Annotated in this window: 22 protein-coding genes and 1 tRNA gene; 20 read left to right on the top strand and 3 right to left on the bottom strand. The window is 53.2% G+C overall.

Going from position 1 to position 21,740, the window contains the following annotated elements; all coding sequences use genetic code 11:
• Nucleotides 1-171 precede the first annotated feature (171 nt).
• The 4 genes from pheT to L3J03_06580 all read left to right on the top strand — a co-directional run bounded on the left by pheT (nt 172) and on the right by L3J03_06580 (nt 3,570).
• Nucleotides 172-2,607, top strand: coding sequence for a phenylalanine--tRNA ligase subunit beta (gene pheT / locus L3J03_06595; protein ID MCF6290646.1), 2,436 nt, complete (start codon nt 172-174; stop codon nt 2,605-2,607).
• Nucleotides 2,608-2,612: 5 nt separating this feature from the next.
• Nucleotides 2,613-2,903 carry an integration host factor subunit alpha gene (locus tag L3J03_06590; protein ID MCF6290645.1) on the top strand — a complete coding sequence of 97 codons (291 nt, stop codon included), beginning with the start codon at nt 2,613-2,615 and terminating at the stop codon, nt 2,901-2,903.
• 6 nt (nt 2,904-2,909) lie between these two features.
• A complete protein-coding gene (locus L3J03_06585; protein ID MCF6290644.1) occupies nt 2,910-3,356 on the top strand; it encodes a MerR family transcriptional regulator in 447 nt (148 codons plus the stop codon).
• Nucleotides 3,357-3,493: 137 nt separating this feature from the next.
• A tRNA-Pro gene (locus L3J03_06580) sits at nt 3,494-3,570 on the top strand.
• Nucleotides 3,571-3,584: 14 nt separating this feature from the next.
• On the opposite strand, the gene L3J03_06575 is transcribed toward L3J03_06580, so the two are convergent.
• The 3 genes from L3J03_06575 to L3J03_06565 form a co-directional block, all read right to left on the bottom strand.
• On the bottom strand, nt 3,585-6,293 hold the full coding sequence (locus L3J03_06575) for an ATP-binding protein (GenBank protein ID MCF6290643.1): 2,709 nt from the start codon (nt 6,291-6,293) through the stop codon (nt 3,585-3,587).
• On the bottom strand, nt 6,290-8,005 hold the full coding sequence (locus L3J03_06570) for a hypothetical protein (protein MCF6290642.1): 1,716 nt from the start codon (nt 8,003-8,005) through the stop codon (nt 6,290-6,292). The genes L3J03_06575 and L3J03_06570 overlap by 4 nt, the downstream gene beginning before the upstream one ends.
• 240 nt (nt 8,006-8,245) lie before the next feature.
• Complete coding sequence (locus L3J03_06565; protein ID MCF6290641.1) at nt 8,246-8,476, bottom strand: hypothetical protein; 231 nt, start codon at nt 8,474-8,476, stop codon at nt 8,246-8,248.
• Nucleotides 8,477-8,750: 274 nt separating this feature from the next.
• Here L3J03_06565 and L3J03_06560 point away from each other — a divergent pair, with 274 nt between their 5' ends.
• From L3J03_06560 to L3J03_06485, 16 genes are all read left to right on the top strand, one after another.
• The gene (locus L3J03_06560) at nt 8,751-8,996 is read left to right on the top strand and encodes a ribbon-helix-helix domain-containing protein (GenBank protein MCF6290640.1); all 246 of its coding nucleotides are present in this window, start codon (nt 8,751-8,753) and stop codon (nt 8,994-8,996) included.
• Nucleotide 8,997: 1 nt separating this feature from the next.
• Nucleotides 8,998-9,444 (top strand): type II toxin-antitoxin system VapC family toxin, encoded by a 447-nt coding sequence (locus L3J03_06555; GenBank protein MCF6290639.1) that lies wholly within the window; start codon nt 8,998-9,000, stop codon nt 9,442-9,444.
• Between the two features lie 465 nt (nt 9,445-9,909).
• On the top strand, nt 9,910-11,481 hold the full coding sequence (locus L3J03_06550) for an acyl--CoA ligase (protein ID MCF6290638.1): 1,572 nt from the start codon (nt 9,910-9,912) through the stop codon (nt 11,479-11,481).
• The gene (locus L3J03_06545; protein ID MCF6290637.1) at nt 11,465-13,306 is read left to right on the top strand and encodes an AMP-binding protein; all 1,842 of its coding nucleotides are present in this window, start codon (nt 11,465-11,467) and stop codon (nt 13,304-13,306) included. The genes L3J03_06550 and L3J03_06545 overlap by 17 nt, the downstream gene beginning before the upstream one ends.
• Nucleotides 13,296-14,252 (top strand): hypothetical protein, encoded by a 957-nt coding sequence (locus L3J03_06540; protein MCF6290636.1) that lies wholly within the window; start codon nt 13,296-13,298, stop codon nt 14,250-14,252. The genes L3J03_06545 and L3J03_06540 overlap by 11 nt, the downstream gene beginning before the upstream one ends.
• Complete coding sequence (locus L3J03_06535; protein MCF6290635.1) at nt 14,249-15,373, top strand: hypothetical protein; 1,125 nt, start codon at nt 14,249-14,251, stop codon at nt 15,371-15,373. The genes L3J03_06540 and L3J03_06535 overlap by 4 nt, the downstream gene beginning before the upstream one ends.
• Before the next feature lies 1 nt (nt 15,374).
• Nucleotides 15,375-15,512: a hypothetical protein gene (locus L3J03_06530; protein MCF6290634.1), complete on the top strand. Its 138-nt coding sequence runs from the start codon at nt 15,375-15,377 to the stop codon at nt 15,510-15,512.
• Nucleotides 15,513-15,523: 11 nt separating this feature from the next.
• The gene (locus L3J03_06525) at nt 15,524-16,480 is read left to right on the top strand and encodes an SPASM domain-containing protein (GenBank protein ID MCF6290633.1); all 957 of its coding nucleotides are present in this window, start codon (nt 15,524-15,526) and stop codon (nt 16,478-16,480) included.
• Nucleotides 16,481-16,843: 363 nt separating this feature from the next.
• Entirely contained in the window at nt 16,844-17,098 is a 255-nt protein-coding gene (locus L3J03_06520) for a type II toxin-antitoxin system Phd/YefM family antitoxin (protein ID MCF6290632.1), read from the top strand.
• On the top strand, nt 17,095-17,514 hold the full coding sequence (locus L3J03_06515) for a type II toxin-antitoxin system VapC family toxin (protein MCF6290631.1): 420 nt from the start codon (nt 17,095-17,097) through the stop codon (nt 17,512-17,514). The genes L3J03_06520 and L3J03_06515 overlap by 4 nt, the downstream gene beginning before the upstream one ends.
• A gap of 279 nt (nt 17,515-17,793) precedes the next feature.
• Nucleotides 17,794-18,075: a type II toxin-antitoxin system Phd/YefM family antitoxin gene (locus L3J03_06510; protein ID MCF6290630.1), complete on the top strand. Its 282-nt coding sequence runs from the start codon at nt 17,794-17,796 to the stop codon at nt 18,073-18,075.
• Nucleotides 18,072-18,410, top strand: a complete 339-nt coding sequence (locus tag L3J03_06505) for a type II toxin-antitoxin system RelE/ParE family toxin (protein ID MCF6290629.1) — start codon at nt 18,072-18,074, stop codon at nt 18,408-18,410. Before L3J03_06510 ends, L3J03_06505 begins: the two co-directional genes overlap by 4 nt.
• Nucleotides 18,411-18,568: 158 nt before the next feature.
• On the top strand, nt 18,569-18,730 hold the full coding sequence (locus L3J03_06500; protein ID MCF6290628.1) for a hypothetical protein: 162 nt from the start codon (nt 18,569-18,571) through the stop codon (nt 18,728-18,730).
• A gap of 9 nt (nt 18,731-18,739) precedes the next feature.
• Nucleotides 18,740-20,491 carry an Eco57I restriction-modification methylase domain-containing protein gene (locus tag L3J03_06495; GenBank protein ID MCF6290627.1) on the top strand — a complete coding sequence of 584 codons (1,752 nt, stop codon included), beginning with the start codon at nt 18,740-18,742 and terminating at the stop codon, nt 20,489-20,491.
• Nucleotides 20,492-21,232 (top strand): PaeR7I family type II restriction endonuclease, encoded by a 741-nt coding sequence (locus L3J03_06490; protein MCF6290626.1) that lies wholly within the window; start codon nt 20,492-20,494, stop codon nt 21,230-21,232.
• Nucleotides 21,233-21,340: 108 nt separating this feature from the next.
• Nucleotides 21,341-21,577 carry a hypothetical protein gene (locus tag L3J03_06485; protein MCF6290625.1) on the top strand — a complete coding sequence of 79 codons (237 nt, stop codon included), beginning with the start codon at nt 21,341-21,343 and terminating at the stop codon, nt 21,575-21,577.
• The last annotated feature ends 163 nt before the right edge of the window (nt 21,578-21,740 follow it).

Raw genomic sequence — 21,740 nt, 5'->3', positions numbered from 1 at the left:
ACAACCCGAAAGGCTTCAAATGCCACCCAATAAAATCAACAAGTTACAAGACGAATCACGTCCGTCCCGCATGTTCCCGCGAGACCGACAATTTTGATTGCTATTCCAAAAAATATCCCATTACCTGTAACCTGTTCTTCTGGTTAAGGGCGGCAGGCCTTTGCAAGAAAAATGAAATTTACCCTGAACTGGCTCAAGGATTATCTGGATCTCAATGTCCCGGCCGAAGAGATCGCCGACCGGCTCACCATGCTCGGTCTGGAGGTGGAGTCAATCCGCCGACTCCATCATGATCTTGCCGGAATCAAGGTGGCGCGGATCCTGACCGTCGAGCCCCATCCCAACGCCGACCGGCTGCAGCTCTGCCAGGTGGCGGTGGGCGATCAGACGGTGCGGGTGGTCTGCGGCGCGGCCAATGCCCGGGCCGGGTTGAACACTGCAATCGCCCTGCCCGGGACCACCATCCCCTCGGGGCTGAAGATCCGTGAAGCCAGGGTCCGGGGCCAGGTCTCGGCCGGGATGCTTTGTTCGGAAAAGGAGTTGGGGATCAGCGAGGAGGGCGCCGGAATCATCGAACTGGACGATTCCCTTGCTCCGGGCCGTGATCTTGCCGAGGCCCTGGACCTTGCCGATACGGTGATCGAGGTGGACCTGACCCCGAACCGGCCCGACTGCGCCAGTGTGATCGGGATTGCCCGGGAGGTTGCCGGTTTCACCGGCATCCCCCTGTGTCCGCCGCTTACTGCAAAGGATCTGCCCGTATTGACCGGCAAGAAATCGTCCTTTGCCATCGAGGTCAGGGACCCGGGAAAATGTCCCCGGTACGCGGCCCGGCTGCTGCGCAACGTCAAGATCGGTCCCTCGCCCTGGTGGCTCAAGGCCAGGCTGCTGGCCATCGGCCAGCGGCCGATCAATAATGTGGTCGATATCACCAACCTGGTGATGATGGAGTATGGCCAGCCCCTGCATGCCTTTGATTTTGCCAGGCTTGCCGGCAATACCATCGTGGTCCGTACCGCCGGGCCGGGCGAGACCATGACCACCCTGGACGGCACCGAACGGACCTTTGACCCGGAGATGCTGCTGATCTGTGACCGCGACAAGCCGGTTGCGGTTGCCGGGGTGATGGGCGGCGAAAGCTCCGAGGTCAGCGACAAGACCGTGGATATTCTCCTGGAAAGCGCCTGTTTCAAACCGGTGAATATCCGGCGCACGGCCCGGCGGCTTAACCTGTCCACCGAGTCTTCATATCGTTTTGAGCGCGGCGTGGACCCGGCCGGGATCCCGTTGGCCCTGGAACGGGCCGCCAGGCTGATGGTCGAATTGGCCGGCGCCGAGCTTGAACAGGACGGGGTTGACGTCCTTGGGAAGATTGCCCCGCCGCCACTGCTCACGCTCCGGGTGGGCCGGACCCGCGATATGATCGGCATGGATCTTTCCGCTGCGGAGATCAGGGATTTTCTGGCCGGGATTGAGTTTCAGGTCGATCAGACCGATGACCCGGATCAACTGCTGGTCCACCCCCCCAGCTTCCGGGTTGATATCGAGCGGGAGGCCGACCTGGTCGAGGAGGTGGCCCGGCTCAAGGGATATAACGAGATTCCGGCCACCATGCCGATGGTGCCGATGAGTTTTCCGGAACAGGACCGGGCCCGCAACCTGCGCCGGCGCCTGGCCGGGGTCATGGTTGCCATGGGTTTTTCCGAGGTGATCAATTACAGTTTCACCAGTGAACAAAATCTCGACCGGCTCGGCCTGGCCAACGACGACCCCCTGCGCCGGGCAGTGCAGCTGCTCAATCCGCTCACCGAGGAGCAGGGAATCATGCGGACCATGCTCCTGCCCGGAATCCTTGAAAATGTTCGCCGCAACATCAACCAGCAGAATATCGACCTCAGACTGTTCGAGGTCGGCAAGGTGTTTCATCCCAGGGGCAAGGGCGGGCAGCCCGAGGAGCGGATTCATCTGACCGCGGTATTAAGCGGCCGGCGTCATCCCGGGGCCTCGCTGCTCCATTTCGGCATTGATGCGGTGGATATCCACGATGCCAGGGGCGCGGTTGAGAACCTGTTGCAGGAACTGGACCTGGCCGAAAACACCGCTTTGGTTGCAACCGATGTCCAGCCGGGCTATATTCAGTCCGAAAGCTGCTCCCTGGTTCTGAGCAAAACCGGGCAGACCCTGGGGCTGATCGGCCAACTGGGCCCGGATGTGGGCCGGAACTTCGGGATCAAGCAGGAGCTGTTTGTGCTGAGCCTTGATCTTGAGGATCTTGCCGGAATTAAAACCGGGACAAAAAAATTCAGGCAGCTGCCCAGGTATCCGTCCGTTCAATGGGATATCGCCGTTCTGGTGCCCGAACAGGTGGCTGCCGGCGACATGGTTCAGCTCATCCGGGAGTGCGACGAACCCCTGGTGGAGCAGGCCGAGTTGTTTGACATATACCGGGGCAAACCGATAGAGCCGGGGATGAAGAGCGTGGCCCTCACCATCACCTATCGTTCCGGCGAACAGACCCTGGATGACGAAACAGTGGATGTGGTACATCAACGTATTATCAAGAAACTGGTAACAGAATTCAAGGGAAGATTACGGGAGGCACATTAGATTATATGAAACGATCCAATATTACGCGCAAAGACCTGGCCAAGGCGATTAACGAGAAGATGGGTTTCTCCAAGGTGAGCGCCGACACCCTGATCGGCACGGTCTTTGATTCCATGAAAGAGACCCTGATCAATGGTGAATCCATTAAACTGGTCCATTTCGGCACCCTGGGCGTGCGCAAGAAAAAACCGCGCCGGGGCCGGAATCCGCGTACCGGGGAATCCCTGGTAATCAGCAAGCGGAGCATGGTATCCTTTAAACCCAGCAAGGGCCTGCGGGAGAGGGTTAATAGATAAAGGGACGTGACCAAGGCACCTCGCAAAAGCGTGAAAAAAGGGCTGCAGGAGACCGCGGACGGGTCCGGGCTGGTTCCCGATCCCCAGGCGATTCCGGACAAGCTCTATTTCAAGATCGGTGAGGTAAGTGAGATTACCGGGGTGGAGCCCCATGTCCTGCGCTACTGGGAGTCGGAATTTAAAATAATCCGGCCGCAGCGGGCCACCTCCAGGCAGCGGCTCTACCGGCGGGTCGATGTCGAGCACATCCTGACCATCAAGAAGCTGCTCTATATCGATGGTTTTACCGTGCCCGGGGCCCGCAGGTTCCTGGCCGAGGGCAAGAAGGGGGCCGGGAAGCGGAAACCAGCGCCAAGGCCCGAAAAAAAAAGGCCGCCGGTCGTAGCGGACGCCGTACTGCTCAGCGAATTGAAGTCCGAGCTGCTGGCCTTGAAGGAGATATTGGAGAAGTAAAAAAACGCAGGGGAAAAGAGCGCCAAGAAAGCTTGACAGCGTTTCCCCGGGCATGTTGAACAGCGGCACCTGTTCGGAGCATATTGAAAGGCGTAGAGCTGATCAGCGCCGGGCGGCAGCAGTACAAAAAAATGGGTCGGGATGTAGCGCAGCCTGGTAGCGCACCTGAATGGGGTTCAGGGGGCCGGAGGTTCAAATCCTCTCATCCCGACCAGTTGTTTCAAGGGGTTAACTCGTATGAGTTAACCCCTTGTTTTTCTCTTTAATCTGAAGCGGCAGCTCGATATGGATCACGGTGCCGATTCCTTCCAGGGATTCGGCCCTGATGTATCCCTCATGCAGTTTAAGCAACATTTTTGAAAAGTGGAGTCCGATTCCGGTGCCATCCTTTTTTGTGGTATATTTGAACCGGAACAGCATTTTTATGACATCGGCCGGAATGCCGGCGCCGTTATCCTGAATCATGATATGAACGCGGTTCTTCTCCCCGGGCGCGGCGGTTATCCGGATAACTCCCTGGTCAAGTGCGACACGCTCACGTATCGCTTCGGTGCTGTTCCGCAACAGATTCACAAAAACCTGGGTCAACATTTTTTTTTCACAGTAAATGCTCGCACCGGCAAGCGCCTCATCAATAACAACTTCCAGCTTCACATCCTTCAGAAAACCGGAACTCTGGGTAACAGCGTCATCAAACAGGCTGATCATCGGCTCAGGCCTTCTTGAAGACATCTGCAACCCCTCGAGATTTCTGGCAACATCCATTACCGAATACATGGCCTGCAGGCCATGCTCAAGCATCTCTACGTTTTTTTCTATTGTTTCACGCTGTTCAGGATTGTTTCTGGCCAGCAACTCCTTCTGTTTCTGCAGGCGATAGTTTGCCATGGAAATAAGCTGAAGAGGATTAGTTATCTCGTGCAGGACTATATCCTTGAGACGGGCGGCCTCCTGCACGCGCTGTTCCAGCGAGGAGGAGATATTACGGATGAGCATCTCGTACTGGCGGCGGGAGATCCAATGTGCGATCTTCTCTTTCAAGATTTTGATATTATATGGTTTGACGATATAATCCGTTGCTCCGAGCGAAAAGCCCTTGAGCTGATCCTCCTCACTGAGTAAAGCTGTCACAAAAATCAGCGGGATGTGCTGCCACTCCTCTTTGTCCATAACCCTGGCACAGAAATCAAAACCGCTCATTCCCGGCATCATGACATCGGAAAGAATCAAGGATATCTGCCCGGCGTTCGTCTCAAGCTTGTCCAGGGCCTCATGGCCGTTCGTGGCGAGAAAAAGATTATATTCTTCGCCAAGGGCGTCGATGATGACCTTCATCATTCCCCCGTTATCCTCAACGATGAGCACGGAGGGAAGAGAAGGGTTCCTGTTTTCATAGTCATCGATATTGTCGATGAAGGCCATCTTTGCCAGGGAATCAAGCCCGAGGTTCTGCTGGTACTCAAACTTCTTGGCCCGTTCGGCAAACCGCCGGTCGGGCATGGTCCTCCTCTGCGGCACGATCCCGCGCCGGTCCTCGGTGATCTCCTGGGGTTGATTTTTCACCGGGGCGGCCTGGTCAATATAGAGAGGCAGACTGAACCGGAAGGAGGTGCCCTTGCCAAGTTTGGAATGGACGCCGATCTTGCCGTGATGCAGCTCAACATTATGCTTGCAGAGAAAAAGACCTACCCCGAGGCCGCCATGATTTTTCGACAGCACGTTGTCTGCCTGATAGAGACGGCCGAATACCTTGTTGAGTTGATCATCCGGGATGCCGCAGCCCGTGTCTGTCACTTCGGTGAAGACCTCATGGCCGTCGCTGCTGATGCTGACGGTGATCGAGTCCCCCGGCTCGACAAACTTAAAGGCATTTTGGATAAGATTGTTCAATATCTCTTCCGTGCGGATAATATCCACGTTTACAACCAGCGGTCCTGGCGGGGCTTTGATGGTAAAGGAGATGTTTCCATCCCTTGCCCGGGCTTTGAACAGAGAAAATATATGCCTTGCTATGCCGATGTAGTCGTAGTTTTCAGTGACCAGTTGCTGATCGGGATCATCGGCGCTGGATACGGCGATGATCCGGTCCACATGCATGGAAAGCTGAAAGGCGGCTCGCTGGACAACCTGTAATTGGTCGGCAAGCGAGGCATCAAGAGAGTTAATCTTTTCCATGAAAAGCTCGGTGTTGCCGATAACAATGGAAAGCGGGGTTTTCAGTTCATGGGTGATGTTCGAGATGAACCGGCTCCTGTTTTTGAGCAGAGAGTCAATCTTGTTTTTTGAGTCCCTGAGTTTCCTGCTTCTGATTTTCTCCTGCATCGTGGTGACAAATATCTGCCGCCGGGTGTTCTCGAAAATGCCCGAGGCGATATAGACCAGAATAAAGGTGAAAACGAGAAAATAGATGCTGTTCCAGACAAGCGGCCAGATAATGACTTCGTGGGCAAGAAGCGACGGCAGCAGGTTAAGGGACAGGTGAATGGTGATAATCCCGAAACCGGTTGCCAGCAGGGCACGATCAAACCCCCACGGGGCCACGGTGGCGATACCGATGAATATCAGGATCTGACCGGCATAATACGGGCTCTGGTAAGCTCCGGTAAGATGGGTGAGTATCCCGATGGTGACCGCGCCCACAAAGATGAGCACCTGGCACATCTGTGAAGGGTAGTTTCTCAGCCTGGTCCTGCTGGAGAGAAAAAAGAGAAAAAGGCAGACCAGGGCGCAGAGAATTCTGACCTTGAAAAGAACCTTCCAGCTGTCCGGAAAAATAAGAATATCAAAGACAAAGGCGCCGGGGATAAGCGTCATACTGAAATAATAGAGAATTCGCAGGCGCCTGACAAAGAGCCTTTGGAGATACCGGTGATACGACTTGGTAAACTCTACCGGCACCTTGTGAACGAACCTTGCGACATATTCGGATATTCTCATTCTAATTCCGATGGCACCACGATCTTCATGAATATATTGGCATGGTTTCGATCAAAGGAGAGTTCAACCTCATGCCCGGGGGGGACAAGCCTCTTCATCTCTTCATCATCCCGGTGAATTATTTCCCAGCCGCCACAGAACTCCATGAAATGACGGGTGGTATTATTTTTGTGTACATTGGTCAACAAAACAACACCGTTGGAACTAGTATGCCCCAACAGATAACGGATGAGCTTCTTACAGACCACGTCGCTGAAATAATCAAAAAGTCCGGCACAATACGTCATGGAGAATTTCCCCTTGGCAGGATCACTCTCCTTTTTCCGCAGCACATCCAAAATATTAATATTTATTAGTTCAAAGGAAAAGTTATCATGGGGAAGATACTGAAGCCGCTCCGAAAAATCTGCGAGAGCAAAGGCATCCATATCAAGCAGGTTGGCATGCACCGAGATCGCAAAATCTTTGTCGCCGACAAGCCGTAACACCTCTTCCGCTGGTCCGGAACCCAACGACAAAAAAGAAAAGGCTTCTGTAGAATAGTTGGACCTGGCAACAAGCTCATCGTAGAGGAAATCAATCCGTTCTTGATGGGCGATAACCGCATCCATACTACAGAGATGCTTGTTTATGAGCTTGCCGAACAGAGATTCGCCGATGTAGGGGTTCTTGAAAAAGAATTTTATTGTTTCATAATCACCTGCATAGCCATTTGGTCTTTCTATTACAGAGGAGGCATAGGGTGAAGTTCGAAAATAGGGATTCAGATTTTCCCTGAAATATTCTTTACAAAGAACACCATCTTCCCCTAGCATATTGTCAGCGAAATCATTGAGTCGCTCAACGAATTCATGCAAATCGCTGAAGATCTTATCTTCGATGCCCTGGAGGAAATATTCCTGTTCTTCCTGCGACCTGTAGATATTCTTCCTTTCTTCCTGATCAAGAACACGTTTCAAGCGCTGAAGGTACATCCGCCAGTCACTGACCAAGGATTTAAAAGAATCTGCTACCGAACTGTATTTTTTCAGCGACCGGACTGCCGCCGAAATAACTTTTCTGTTCTGGTAAGCTGCGGATACTGAGTTGATTTTGTCCACGTCAAGCAGTTTGTCCAGAAAATGGACAATGACTTCCGCACCGTCATCTGTTTTCCGTAATATCTGTGCCGTTGCCTGAAAGAGTTCTTTGGTTTCAGCTTCAAAAACGACCCTCACCTCACCTCCCACATTGGCGCCAATTGCAGGATGGTCAAATGCTATACGCGCTGTGGTGGCAGTAAAATCTTTAACAATACCGGTATGGAGCCCGTTGTTTTTTTCACCGCTCAAATTTAAAAACGCATGAAGCTCTATTTCTGGGAAATGACGAGGTACCCGGATCTGTCCGGTAGTTGTTCGATCAAGGACTTTTTTCAGATAATGAACTCCGAACCGGTTCTGCTCAAAATCAAACTCCGTGGAATGAACAATCTTGCCTGACGCAACGATGATTTCCACTCCCTCGGCATTTGTGATGTGTATTTTTTCCAGCACTACGCCGCGCTTGAAGTGGGATACCTCCTTACTGCAGATAAAAGAAAATCCATGGGCGGACAGCTCATGGATTTTATAATCATGCGGGTCGTTATCAAATCGACAAGAAACATTATGATGCTCTTTCCTGCGAGCATTTCGGCTTTCCTCTTCGGTGACGATCCGGCTATTGTACATTTTTTTTTCAACCTGAGATTATTACTAAAAAGTACCGAGGGGTTTCTTCAGGGTATGGTGAAGTGTTAGGGTCACATCTTGAAAATTGATGAACTCGTAACAACCCGAAAGGCTTCAAATGCCACCTAATAAAATCAACAAGTTACAAGACGAATCACGTCCGTCGAGCAGGTTGTTGCGAGACCGACAAAATTAAATATCAACTTATTTTTTTTGCCTGGAAGGCGTTGCCGGCTTTTATTATCTTCCGTTATATGAATGAGAAAGAAACATAACAGGTTTTGCCGGGTTAGTCAATAGCGTCCCCTTTAACGGTTCGGTCTCGCCCTGCTCCTCCTCTACGCCGGTCTCGGCCTCCTCTTTAACACGGCCTGGTTTTTTTTCCTGCTGCCGCTTTTGTTTCTCTATTTCAACCATGTCGCAGCCCGGGAGGAGCGCTACCTCGTCGACCGCTTCGGTCGCGAGTATCAAAATTACCGGGATAGGGTGCGGCGCTGGCTATAATATCTCCCGTTTCGGGTTGATGGATTGGTCGCCTAAATAATCAAGACAAATCGCCACCTTGTCCGTACAAGCGGAACGGTACAAGTACCCAACGGAGAGGTCACGGTTACGTATCCTCGGCGCGCTTATAATCCCATAATTCGGGCAGTACCGTATCTCAGCAATTGATTTATACTCACAATGATATTATATTAAATATGATCTGAAATATTATTCGCTGTAATACAGTTTGGAGAGGATTATGCAAAGAATATCCGTGACATTACCAGAAGACGTAGCAGAATTATTTTATGCTAAGGTGACCAAGGGAGTACGCTCCAAATTTATCGCTGAGGCGATCAAGGAGGCTCTGAATAAAGAGGAGAAATGGCAAGCATATCAATCTCTGGTTAACTTTAGACCATTTGATGTCTCTGAGGAATCAACAGAAGTGCTAAGAAAAATCAGAAAATCAAGACAGGAAAAAGTGGCCAAGAAAGGAAAATGAGATGCCTTTATATATTGTCGATTCTTCGGTATTTAATAAGTTATACTTGAAAGAAGATGGAAGGGAAGAAGCCTTGTATCTTTTTGAGCAGGCGGCAAGGGGCAACCTAACTCTTTTAGCTCCTAATTTGTTACGTTATGAGGTGATTGCCACGGCTCAATACTATCGATTACCAATAGATTCTATTGTTCAACTGTTGGAAAAGCAAACTCGTTATAATCTCAATCTTATTGAACCAACTAAAGAACAATGGAATAGAGCTATTGATATTATCAAAATTGGCCATCCTAAAAGTGGCTATCCTTCAATTTATGATTCAATATTTCATGCAATTGCCATAATAGAAGATGGAACATTAGTAACAGCAGATCGGAAACACCTCGAGAAGAAGAGGCAAGAGGAACACATTATTATGTTAGATAAGTTGTGTACTCAAATTTACTTATAAGATCAATGGGATATGAAGGAACGAGACAGAGCCAGCCGAGTTCCGATGCCCGCATATTGGGCGGGAGTGATTTTGTCGATCGAATTCTTTCCGAAGCGGAAAAAAAGGAAAAAGAGACGCTGCGGTTGTTTTCCGGAAAGAGCGATTTACCGGCTCTTCTTGTAAAGATTTCCGGGAAGGAAGGGATTGACGCATCCGCAATCCGATCAGGGGGCAGGAAAAGGGATGTGGTGCGTGCCAGGAAGTTGTTGGTTCAGATAGCGGTATGCAGGATGGGATATTCCGGTGCGGAGGTGGCCCGTTTTCTCGGGATCACCACCTCGGCGGTCAATCGCCTGGCAAGGTCGGAAGAATTGCCGGAATGTGAACTCTACCTGCAATAAGTTGCTTTAGTACCAGCGTCCCCTCCCGCTCCCGCCCGCCTTAATTAATAAAGTTCGGTAGAATATTTGAGGAAATGACTGTATGAGTACCCTGCAATTACTTTGCGCCGATGCCTTTGAAAAATTTGCCGACCGGACCGCGCTCCTGATCGATGACAGCGGCGAGAAGATCACCTATGGCGAGGCTGACACGGTAACCGACAGAATCGCGGCCCGGCTCCGGGCCGCCGGGGTGCGACCGGGCGACCGAATATGTTCCTGGGCATCGTTGAACCTGGAATCGATCCTGCTGGCCTGGGCCTGCTTCTCCTATGGCGCGGTGTTTGTACCCCTTGATCACAGTCTGCCCCCGGCGCCGGTTCTTGACACCTGCCGGGAATTGACGCCCCGGCTGTTTTTCATGGACCATGATCGACGCAAAATCATGGCCGCCGCCCGTCCTGCCGGCGACACGGAGATTGTCATCTATGACGAACCGGCTGGTGCAGCCGATTTCCCCCTCTTTTCCTTCTGGCTCGAAGAGGCAGGAACATTTCCCCCGGCCTATTCCCCCCGTGTCGTCAGCGACGAACAGACCGCGGTCATCCTCTACACCTCCGGCTCCACCGGTGTTGCAAAGGGGGTCATGCTCTCCCATGGCGCCCTGTACCGGAGCGGTGCCCTGGTGGTGGATCTTTTCAAATGGCAGCCCGATGATGTCTTCATGAACCTGGGCGACCTCCATGCCATGAGCGGTCTTCGCAACACCTGTATCGCCATTCTCCTGGCCGGCTGCACAGCCGTGATCGCCGGCGAGGCGGTGCGCGGCACGGTGCTGCTGCTGCCGGAAGTGATCCGGCGTCACCGATGCACATTCATCGGTATTGCCCCCATCGTCATCCGGCAACTCAACATGATGGCCGACCATTTCTCGCCATCCTTGTTTTCCAGTCTCAGGGCCGTGTTGTGTACGGGCGGTTTTTTGGATCCGCGGCAAACCATAAAATTTTACGACCATACCGGCCGGCCGGTTCTCAATTATTACGGCCTGACGGAAACATCCGGCCTCTGTGCCGGCCACGGCCTGGACTCTTTTCTTCCGGATGATCCGGGGATCGGCCCGGCAGTAGGCGCACGTCTGGAAATCGTCGATGAGCACGATCAGCCGTTACCGGCCGGCCGGCCCGGCCAGTTGCGGGTGCGGAGCCTGAATCTGATGCAGGGTTACTACGGCCGGCCGGACCTGACCGAGACGGTACTCAGGGACGGCTGGTTTTATACCGGTGATATTGCCGAACAGCGGCCGGACGGACATTTCATCCTTCGGGGACGCTGTCGCAACATCATCAAGAACGCCCATACCGATTTGATTCATCTGGAGGAAGTCGAACTCGCCCTGGAACAACACCACCAGGTCATGGAGGCGGCGGTCCACCCCTATCGCTCCGAGTTCGGCGACGAAAGGATGGCGGCGTACATTGTTCCCCGGCAACGGACGGCAGTTGAATCCTCTGCCGCCATCATCAGCGAATTGCAACAATTTCTTCTCCACAAACTCGGCCGGCGCCGGCTTCCGCACTGTTTCGTTACCATCGACCGGCTGCCACGGAGCGGAAGCGGTAAATTACTCAGAAATAACCTCAACCATATGTATCTCAATGAACCAGTACCCTGAAACACTTATCCAGGCGTTCTCGCGGGCCGACAGTCGCGAAACCGGGAAAAGACCCTTTGCCAGCGGTGATCGCACCATCACCTACGACCAGCTTTGCGGCCAGGTTCGACTTCTGGCCGGCCTGTTCCAGGACCTCGGCCTGACCCCGGGCGACCGCCTGGTTTTTTCCACCCAGGATGATCTCCTGGCCGCCATCCTGTTTATTGCCCTGTTGCGCACCGGCATCACGGCGGTATTTCTGGATGCCGAAACAAAACCGCGCCGGGCTCGACGGCTGATCGAACTTACCGGCCCCGGGGCAATGGTTCTTGACCAGGAACTGATCGACTCCTGGCAGCCAACAACAGCCTGCCCGGTCGTCCCGGTTCGAAATCAACCGGCGGCCTCACTGGTCAGTCGCCTTCTCGGCCGTCCGGCTGTTGATGACTCCCTTGCGGGCCGACTGGCGGCAGTGAAGCCGGTATCGCTTCCGGAAAGGCTTGACCCGCAAGATGACGCCTATGTTCTTTTCACCTCCGGCACCACCGCCGATCCAAAAGGGGTCTGCATCACCCATCATGCCCTGGATGCCCATCTCAGGACACTCAGTTCCGTTTACCGGATGGACTCGACGACCAGGATCCTCAACACCCTGATTCTGTCCCATGCCGACGGCATGATTCAAGGCCCTGTTCTGGCCTTCTTCAATACGGCCCGCTGGTATCGACCATTTCGATTCAGCGTTCAGCACATTGAAGAGACCCTTGACCTGATCTTTCGGGAACGGATCACCCATTATGTCGCAGTCCCGACCATTCTCGCCCTGCTCTGCCGGTTGGGTGGGGATCAGCGGGACAGTTTCCAAAACGGCGCCTTCCAGTTCCTGATCTCATGCGGAGCCCATCTGGAGACCAACTTATGGCAACGGTTCGAAGAGATGTTCGCGATGTCGATCATCAATGTCTACGGGCTGACAGAGACCGTGGCCGGCGGCCTCTTTGCCGGTCACGAACCTGACCGGAGACCCATCGGTACGATCGGCAGGACTGTGGACTGCGCGGCGCGGCTGGTTGATGAAAACGGTCAGGACGTCCCAGCCGGTGGCAGGGGTGAACTGTTGATCAGTGGCGATCTGCTCATGCGCGGCTACTTCAACGCTCCGGAGGCCACTGACAGGGTTCTCAGCCAGGGCTGGTTATACACCGGCGATATCGCTGAAATGGATGACATGGGGTGTTACCGGATACTGGGCCGGAAAAAAGCGGTCATCATCTCCGGTGGCTTCAATGTCCACCCCGAGGAAGTCACCGAGGTGCTCAACACCCACCCAGCGGTTGTCGAGGCGGCGACCCTTGGAATTCCTGATCCGGTCTGGGGCGAGAAGGTCATCAGCGTTGTCGCCCTCAAGGCCGGGGCGGCCATCAATGAGAAGGCCCTGACCCTCTTCAGCCGTCAGCATCTTGAGGGGAAAAAAGTGCCGGCCGCAATCCATATTGTCGAGAGCCTGCCGCGGGGCCGATCCGGAAAGGTCCGCCTTGAGGAGTTGCGCGGCGTAATCAACGGCCGTCGCATCATCCCGGCCGCGCCCTTAGATCCTCAATCAGAAACCAGACTCCTGCGCCTGGCCGCCGCCTGCTTCAAAACAGAGGTTGAGCTTCTCTCCCTGGATACGGCCGAGGAGCAGACAGCGGAATGGGACTCGCTGGTCCACCTGCAACTAATCGCTGAGGTGGAAAAAAACTTTGAGATCCGATTCTCCGCCGCCGAGATCATCGGCATCAGAACCCTGGGCGATATCCATGCCCTGTGCGAGGGAAAAACAGGAGCGCCAGGGGATGGCTGCTAAGTCCGGGCTCGTTCCGCCACCTGGGGTATGGCTCTGGACCATCCTGGCCATTGCCCTGTTTTTCGTGGCCAGCCATCTCTTTTTTGAAGTCCGCGCCGCGCAATGGCGGGCGGCTAATTCCGCGGTCAACCTGGCCACGCTCCCATTCACCCGATTTGATCCCGGAGCCGACATCTATATCTTCGGCACCTCGCTGCTCCGTCGAGCCCTGCCTTCTAGTGATGAACTCAACAAGCTCCAGTACCGGAACAACGGTCCAGTTCTTCAAGCCTGTGTTATCTCGAAACCTATAATGCGTTTGTCTCAGCTGTCCCCTGTCCTGACAAAGGCCATCCGGAACCAACCGAAATTTATCTTTCTGGAGGCCAATCTTTTCGGGTCGGACATCTATGTTCATGGAGATCTGCCCGAGGAAAGAAGTTTCATTGATAATCACCGCCGGCGTATATACAAATTGTTCTATCTTCTTTTTTCGGCGCCGCGGCTCCTGTTTCAAGGCAAGGCAGAGCAGCTTCATATAAGAATGGACCATCAGCCGCTCTTTCTCGAAGAAAAAGCAAGAGCTGGTTTCAACTTTTCCCGATACGCCGCCCATGCGGCCCGGTTCCGGGTCAGGGAGATCGCGGAACTCGCCCATTTTCTGGAACTGTTCCAGCAGGCCATGGCTGCCGGCACCCGGGTCTATCTCCTTGATCTGCCCCGCTCGCAGGAGGCATGGGCTTATCTGCCGGTCGGGTTCCGCGCGGAATTCAACGACCTGATGACACGAATTGAAAAGGAATACGGTATCCCCTATCTCGCCTTTCCACACCCCCTGTCCCGTGACACCTACTATACGGACGCGGCCCACATGAACCAGGCCGGCAGAACGGTCTATACCACCTGGTTCCTCGACATGCTGGCCGGCCTGGATTCAAAGAACAGCGCAGCGGGAACCGATCAATGACCTTTACTGCGCCGGAAATGCTGGTTGGGCTGGCCGCAGCCATCGGCCTGTCCTGGCTTCTTCCGGCAAGGTTCCAGGTCCACGGTGCGGCCCTTTGCGGCGTTATCTTTCTCGGGTTTGCATCGCCGCCGTCTCTGGCCATCCTGGTGACCAGCGCAGGGGTCACCTATCGGTTGTGCAACACCAGGTCCAGAATCAGTACCACCGGGCTTGTCCTTCTCTGTGCCGGCCTCGGCGGACTTTTTGCCCTTTTCAAGACCCGCGTCAGCCTGGCGCCCGACCAGTTCGTCATCCCCCTGGGTCTGTCCTACTATATCTTCCGCCAGCTTCACTACGCCTTTGAATCCTACGCGGGATCGCTGCGCCGTCATGGCCCGGCTGAATTCTTCTGCTATCTGTTCCTGCTCCCAGCCCTCCTGGTCGGCCCCATCCACCGGTTTCCCGAATATCTCCGCGATCTGCGCCGAAGACGCTGGGACTGGGACCGGTTTTCCTATGGACTGGAACGCGCCTTTCACGGCTACGCCAAGCTGATCATCGTTGCCAACTTCCTGATTGCCGGCCAGTTGAAAAACTTTCTCACCGGTCTAGCCCCCCGTCTATCGCCGTTGGAATCGCAGTTTCTCGATTCGCTCTACATGTGGCTCGATCTCTACCTCCGGTTCAGCGCCTGTTCCGATATCGCCATCGGCGTCTCGGCCATGATGGGTTTCACGATTATCGAGAATTTCAACTTTCCTTTTCTGGCTGGAAACATCAGCGATTTCTGGCGACGCTGGCACATCTCCCTGACGAGTTGGTGCCGGGACTATGTTTATAAACCGGCCGCGGCGGTGACCAGGAGCCCCCTGGCCGCCGTAGCCGTTGCCATGCTGGTCATCGGACTATGGCATGAATTTTCCATGCGCTACATTCTCTGGGGGCTGTACCATGCCCTGGGCATCATGATCCAGCAACGCTGGAGTCGATTCCGGGACCGTTTTCCGAAAACCGGGAATCGACTCCTGCGCAAAACCGAAGAAGTGGCCGGCATCGCCTTGACCATGATTTTCGTGATCTCCAGCTACATGTTGACCGGCCTGGCACATCAAGCCATTTCCTCCTGGTTCATGGGGTCCTGATATGTACAATCTGCTGTCACGCTTTTTGAAACCACGCTGGGCCGGGATTTTTGCCGTCATCTGGTATACGCTGCTCTTTGTTCTCATGTACGCCCTGTCCTTTCAGGATGATCCCGGTTTTCTCTATCTGAACCTGTAACAGGAAAAAACATGCCGGATTTGATACGGAAACGACTCAAGAAACAGGCCCTCCCCTCCCTGCTGAATTCCCGCCAGGGGTGGGCGCGTCTTTTTGCGTTGAAACGGGCGCCGGAACCGCACCTGCATCAGATTGAACCGACCAATGCCTGTCCCTACACCTGCGTCATGTGTCCCCGCCACAGAAAAATGACCCGATCCGTCGGCTTCATGGATATGGATCTCTTTGCCAGGGTCATTGACGAGATTGCCGGCTATTCCGCCTTGACCCGGGAAAAGGAGATAGAGCTGTTTCACTTTGGTGAGTCGTTGCTGCACCACCGGCTTCCGGAGATGACGGCATATGTCTCCCAGGCTGGTCTCAAGGGCGTCCTGTCGGTGAACGGCCCCGAATTCGTCCCGGCAAAGGCGGAGCAACTTTTCAGGGCCGGTGCCCATAAAATCATCATCTCGCTTGACGGGTACGATGGTGACAGCTACCAACGCATCCGCGGACCGCATGCCGACTTTGATCTGGCTGTTCACAATATCCGGACCGCCGTTGATATTGCGGATAGACTGAAGGCCCGGACCAGGCTGGTGGTGAGAATGATCCGCCTGGCGGAGAACGCCGGCCATGCCGAACGGTTCAAGGCCACATGGAAGGAACGGGGCATTGATGTCGAATTGCGGGAATTCTTTCCCTGGAGCGAGCCGGAGATGGTCGAGCTGGGAGGGTACGAAACCTATCCCCCGCACATGGTGTGCCCCTTCTGCTGGCAGTATCTGGTCGTGCAGTGGAACGGCGATGTCGTTGCCTGCTGCCGCGATTACAATGGCGTCAATATCATGGGCAATGTCCGTTGCGACAGTCTGAAGGACATCTGGAACGGTCCGGCCTACGAGATGTTCAGGCACAGGATGACGGCCGGTGACTACGACAACCAGATATGTCCGCCCTGCATGTCTATTTACTATAACGAGGGATAATTACGCTCCGGCAAGACGGCCGCCGACACCCGGCCCTGCCGGCTGCTATTCGGGCCGTGAACTGCGGACAGCATCCGGGACATCCTATACTCCCCCTGTCAAGAGAAAAAATGTTTTCTCTTAAATCAATGCCTTGATGAACTCGTAACAACCCGAAAGGCTTCAAATGCCACCCAATAAAATCAACAAGTTACAAGACGAATCACGTCCGTCGAGCGGGTTGTTGCGAGACCGACAATGCCTTTGCTGTCAACAAGTTCAAGGCTGTTGGCCGTGTTCTTGAAAAACAAAAATTGACAGCTTAACGGCAGGAGGTTATGTTCTAGACAGTCTAGCCAGATTAACCCTGACAAAGGTGTCACCATGAATAAAAATCACTGGCAACTTCAAGAAGCCAAAAACAAATTTAGTAGCCTGGTCGACAAGGCACGGGTTAATGGCCCCCAGGTCGTAACAAAACATGGCAAAGCCGCGGTCGTTATCCTTGCAATCGAAGAATACAAAAAATTAATAAAACCAAAAAAGAGCTTGGTGAAATTTTTCCAAAGCTCTCCCCTTGCAAGTGAAGAGCTATATTTAAAAAGAAATAAAGATGTTCCGAGGGATATTGAGCTGTGAAATACCTTATAGACACATGCGTTGTATCCGAATTAATTAAAAAGAATCCTAACCCAAAAGTTACGGCATGGATAACAAGCACAGAAGAGAGCAAATTATTTCTTAGCGTTCTTACCTTTGGCGAAATTCACAAAGGCATTGAAAAACTGCCTGAGAGCAAAAAGAAAGAAAAATTGCATAATTGGGTTAATTTTGAACTCAGAGAAAGATTTGAAAACAGAATTATTAATTTTGACCTCCAAGCAGCTACTGCATGGGGAAAGGCCCAAGCCTTATCAGAGTCCGCGGGAAAAGGTATGCCAACCCTTGATGGTCAAATTGCTGCTACAGGTATTGCTCACAGCCTCACCGTGGTGACAAGAAACACTCCTGACATGGTAATAAGCGGTGTGTCCCTGTTTAACCCTTGGGAATAAAAAGATAAAGATAACGTTGGTACTAACCAGCATGGCATGGCGTTTGGGGAATCCGGATAGACCAGCAATTTTCTGGTTCTTCCGGGAACTCTGTGGGTTAAATGACATGAATCAAGCTGCCCATGCCCCATCCGGATAGAGTCGGGTTGTGGAGCAGGGATCTGTGAGAGGGCGGGTAACTGGCTGGTCTATCTCGATACAATATCAAAAACAACACAGCATATACTACATTGACATATAGTCTTAATATGGTACCATATTAAGCCAGGAGGTGTTATTATGAATATATCATCCGATATCAAGCCGGTTTCCTTTCTCAAATCCCACGCAGCTGACATTTTAAAACAAATTAACGACACACACCGTCCCATTGTTATTACACAAAACGGGGAACCAAGAGCAGTCCTTCAAGACCCGGAAAGCTATGACAATATGCGTAAAGCTATTGGCTTGCTTAAATTAATTTCCCAGGGAGAAGAAGACATCAAAAATGGGAATACTAAAACTCAGAATCGTGTCTTTCAAGACATTGAAAAAATGTTGGCAAAGAAGGAAAAATGAGTACTCCATACAAGGTTCAATGGGCAAAAATTGCAGAAGATGACCTTGGAAAAATAATTCTATATATCGCCGAAGACAGTCCCACAAATGCCAGAACAATTTTTGAAAAAATAAAAGAAAAAGCATCAAGCCTTACGCAGTTTCCAGAAAGGTGTCGAATCGTCCCGGAACTTCAAGGTCAAGGCATATTTCTATATCGGGAACTTATAGTTTCACCATGGAGAATTATTTACAGAATCTCAGTCAAAAAGGTTTACATTTTATCAGTTATTGATTCCCGCCAGAATGTCGAAGATATCCTGCTGAAAAGATTAATAAAACTAGAAGGTTATTAATGAATCATTTGAGGCGACGGGGTAAGGTTTCGATAAACCCCGTACGTTTGAGGTTGGACCGGGAAAGGGGTTTTCTTATACCGAACGGTGTAGCGGACCCTGAGCCGCAGCCGTGACGGCAAAAGCGGAATTTGAAACAACTTCGGCAGGATATGCTTATGGCTTCCGAATCGCCGTTGCGGCGAAGCGAGTTCCTGCTTGATAGCCTGTTTATGAACAGCCGGCCCTTTTCAATGGAGCGGCCGTCGGTAGAAGAAGACCCCTTTCCCGACAGGAGGGGGTTTACTGAATGTTTACTTTGTGTTAGCGGCTCCACATAATGTAACTTTGTGCAATTACGAGATAAAATTTTGCTATTAAGACAACTCAATTTATTTGATGAATATACTTGCACCCGTTCGCCACTGGTGAACGATGCTGTTGAAGCGTTGGCGAAAGGTGGCGGTCCGGAAGCGCGAGGCGCGGTTTTCACCCGTGTCGAAGTGGTTGATTTCATCCTGGACCTTGCCGGCTACACGGCAGATCAGCCGTTGCAGCAAAAGCGGCTGTTGGAGCCGTCATTCGGTGGCGGTGACTTTTTGCTCGTTGTGGTGCGCAGGCTGCTGACTGCATGGCGGGCCGCGACTGGGGCGACAGGGTCTGCGTTGGATGATCTTGGCAATGCTATCCGGGCGGTTGAGCTGCATCATGACACGTTCAATTCCACCCGTGAGCAAGTGGTTGCCTTGCTCAAGCAGGAGGGATTGCCGGCGGAAACGGCAACCGCGCTCGCAAATCGCTGGCTTGTCCAAGGTGACTTCCTGCTGATTCCGCTGGATGGTCAATTCGACTTCGTGGTTGGCAACCCCCCCTATGTGCGCCAGGAATTGATCCCTGCGCCCCTGCTGGTTGAATATCGCGTTCGTTATCGGACAATCTACGATCGGGCTGACCTCTATATCCCTTTCTTTGAGCGGTCGTTATCGTTGCTCTCTGTGATGGGTTGCTTGGGCTTTATTTGCGCGGACCGCTGGATGAAGAACCGCTACGGAGGGCCACTGCGTCGTCTGGTGGCCAAAAAATTCCGCCTGAAAATCTATGTCGATATGGTGGATACCCCGGCGTTTCACTCCGACGTGATCGCCTACCCTGCCATCACCATCATCAGCCGGGAACCATCCGGTGCTACACGCATTGCCCATCGCCCTGCCATCGATCGCGCATTGTTGGCGACCTTAGCCGATACACTGCGGGCGATGCCCTTGCCAAAGGATGCCGGGTCAGTGCGCGAATTGGCCCGGGTCCCCAATGGCACAGAGCCGTGGCTACTGGAATCGTCGGATCAGATGGCGCTGATTCGTCGGCTCGAGCAGCAATTCCCGAGCTTGGAAGAGGCTGGCTGCAAGGTAGGTATCGGCGTAGCGACGGGCGCGGACAAGGCTTTCATAGGTGCCTTCAACGACATCGATGTCGAGCCGGATCGGAAGCTGCCACTGGTAACGACCAAAGACATCATGTCCGGCGAGGTACGCTGGCATGGCCGGGGGGTCATCAATCCGTTTGCCGAGGGCGGGGGGCTTGTCGATCTACGGGACTACCCACGCCTGCGCCGTTACCTGGAGGCGCGGCTGGAGATCATTGCCGGCCGTCACTGTGCCCGGAAGTCACCGGCGAACTGGTATCGCACGATTGACCGAATCACCCCGGCGCTTGCAAAGAGACCGAAGCTCTTGATCCCTGACATCAAGGGAAAGGCTCATGTCGTGTTCGAGGGTGGCCGGCTCTATCCACACCACAATCTTTATTATGTCACGTCCGATGCGTGGGACTTGCGGGCATTGCAGGCCGTCTTGCTCGCAGCCGTTACCCGGCTATTCGTGGCGACCTATTCAACCAAGATGCGCGGGGGATTCCTCCGGTTTCAAGCGCAGTACCTACGCCGCATTCGTCTCCCGCCATGGAAGGATGTTCCCAATACTCTGCGGACCGAATTGGCGGAAGCTGCCATCAGGCGGGAATTGCAGGCGTGCAACCGTGCAGTGTTCAAGCTGTACGGCCTGAGCTGCGAAGAACAATCAGCCCTTGGCGGCAATGGAGAATAAATGGCTCTTGACCTTGTTGATTACGAACAAAAGGCCTGCGAGGCCGTAAAGACTTTTTGGGGGAACCGAGAGGCAGCGAGACAGAAGCAGATTGAGTCCGGAAAGGCTGACCACGGTGAGCGGGCCGGGGTCACCGCTGGTAAGAATATGGACGGGTTCTTAGCGTTGGTGCTCGACATCGTGCGGGCCAACGGACTGGCACACGCCCAGATTCACCAGCAGAGAGCTGTGCTGACGCTGCCCGGTTACTTTCGACCAACCAAACTCTGGGATCTTCTGGTCACTCACAAAGGCGAGCTGATTGCCGCCATCGAGCTGAAAAGTCAGGTCGGCCCCTCGTTCGGCAACAATTTCAACAACCGTACCGAAGAGGCGATCGGTACTGCCCACGATTTTTGGACGGCCTTTCGCGAAGGAGCCTTCGGTAAACAGCCCCCTCCTTTTGTTGGCTGGCTGATGCTGGTCGAGGATGCCCCGGAATCACGAAGGCCCGTCAAAAACAAATCACCTCACTTTCCGATCTTCGATGAATTCAAGGGTGCGTCGTACCTCAAGCGATACGACCTCCTGTGCCAGAAAATGGTGAAAGAGCAGCTGTACACAACCGCGACAATCATCACGTCGCCGCGAAAGGCCGCTGACACTGGAGAGTTTTCCGGGATGTCGCCGATGACCAGCCTCAAGACCTTGGTAACGGCGTTGGCTGGTCACGTTGCTGCTGAGGCCGCTCGGCTTGGATGAGTTGACAATTCCGCGGCACTTGCGTAGAGTAGCGAGCCATTCCGGCAATGCCGGGGCCGGTGTGGCTGAAGAAAAAAGAACCTGAACGTTTAACGAGTTGAAAATACAGTGATTGCAATTCAATCAACCCGGCAAATCGTCTGTCCGGACTGCGGGAATAATTCGGATTTTCTTGAAGTAGCCGATAACGCGGTGCTGACCACCCGTTTTATTCAGAACGAAGACGGGACCTTCAGCCAGGAGATGGACGACTCCCAGATCCTGGGCGAGATCCATTTCTACTGCGGTGAATGCGGCGCGGATCTCACCCAGTTCCATAAACGATTCCTGGAAATGCTGTTTTAATTTCAGTCGATACTGCCCGTTTTCGCCTCCACGGTGGTAAGGTTTCGGTAAACCCCGTACGTTTGAGGTTGGACCGGGAAAGGGGTTTTCTTATACCGAACGGTGTAGCGGACCTTGAGCCGCAGCCGTGACGGCAAAAATGGAATTTGAAACAACTTCGGCA

The sequence above is a fragment of the Desulfobacterales bacterium genome (assembly GCA_021647905.1).
In the GTDB taxonomy this organism is placed as follows: Bacteria; Desulfobacterota; Desulfobulbia; order Desulfobulbales; family BM004; genus JAKITW01.
This window is presented reverse-complemented; position numbering and strand designations above follow the sequence as displayed.

Bases quoted from the DNA above. Each gene is read 5' to 3' on its own strand.
- pheT (MCF6290646.1), top strand. From the start codon at position 172: ATGAAATTTACCCTGAACTGGCTCAAGGATTATCTGGATCTCAATGTC.
- L3J03_06590 (MCF6290645.1), top strand. From the start codon at position 2,613: ATGAAACGATCCAATATTACGCGCAAAGACCTGGCCAAGGCGATTAAC.
- L3J03_06575 (MCF6290643.1), bottom strand. From the start codon at position 6,293: ATGAGAATATCCGAATATGTCGCAAGGTTCGTTCACAAGGTGCCGGTA.
- L3J03_06570 (MCF6290642.1), bottom strand. From the start codon at position 8,005: ATGTACAATAGCCGGATCGTCACCGAAGAGGAAAGCCGAAATGCTCGC.
- L3J03_06560 (MCF6290640.1), top strand. From the start codon at position 8,751: ATGCAAAGAATATCCGTGACATTACCAGAAGACGTAGCAGAATTATTT.
- L3J03_06555 (MCF6290639.1), top strand. From the start codon at position 8,998: ATGCCTTTATATATTGTCGATTCTTCGGTATTTAATAAGTTATACTTG.
- L3J03_06550 (MCF6290638.1), top strand. From the start codon at position 9,910: ATGAGTACCCTGCAATTACTTTGCGCCGATGCCTTTGAAAAATTTGCC.
- L3J03_06545 (MCF6290637.1), top strand. From the start codon at position 11,465: ATGAACCAGTACCCTGAAACACTTATCCAGGCGTTCTCGCGGGCCGAC.
- L3J03_06540 (MCF6290636.1), top strand. From the start codon at position 13,296: ATGGCTGCTAAGTCCGGGCTCGTTCCGCCACCTGGGGTATGGCTCTGG.
- L3J03_06535 (MCF6290635.1), top strand. From the start codon at position 14,249: ATGACCTTTACTGCGCCGGAAATGCTGGTTGGGCTGGCCGCAGCCATC.
- L3J03_06530 (MCF6290634.1), top strand. From the start codon at position 15,375: ATGTACAATCTGCTGTCACGCTTTTTGAAACCACGCTGGGCCGGGATT.
- L3J03_06525 (MCF6290633.1), top strand. From the start codon at position 15,524: ATGCCGGATTTGATACGGAAACGACTCAAGAAACAGGCCCTCCCCTCC.
- L3J03_06520 (MCF6290632.1), top strand. From the start codon at position 16,844: ATGAATAAAAATCACTGGCAACTTCAAGAAGCCAAAAACAAATTTAGT.
- L3J03_06510 (MCF6290630.1), top strand. From the start codon at position 17,794: ATGAATATATCATCCGATATCAAGCCGGTTTCCTTTCTCAAATCCCAC.
- L3J03_06505 (MCF6290629.1), top strand. From the start codon at position 18,072: ATGAGTACTCCATACAAGGTTCAATGGGCAAAAATTGCAGAAGATGAC.
- L3J03_06500 (MCF6290628.1), top strand. From the start codon at position 18,569: ATGGCTTCCGAATCGCCGTTGCGGCGAAGCGAGTTCCTGCTTGATAGC.
- L3J03_06490 (MCF6290626.1), top strand. From the start codon at position 20,492: ATGGCTCTTGACCTTGTTGATTACGAACAAAAGGCCTGCGAGGCCGTA.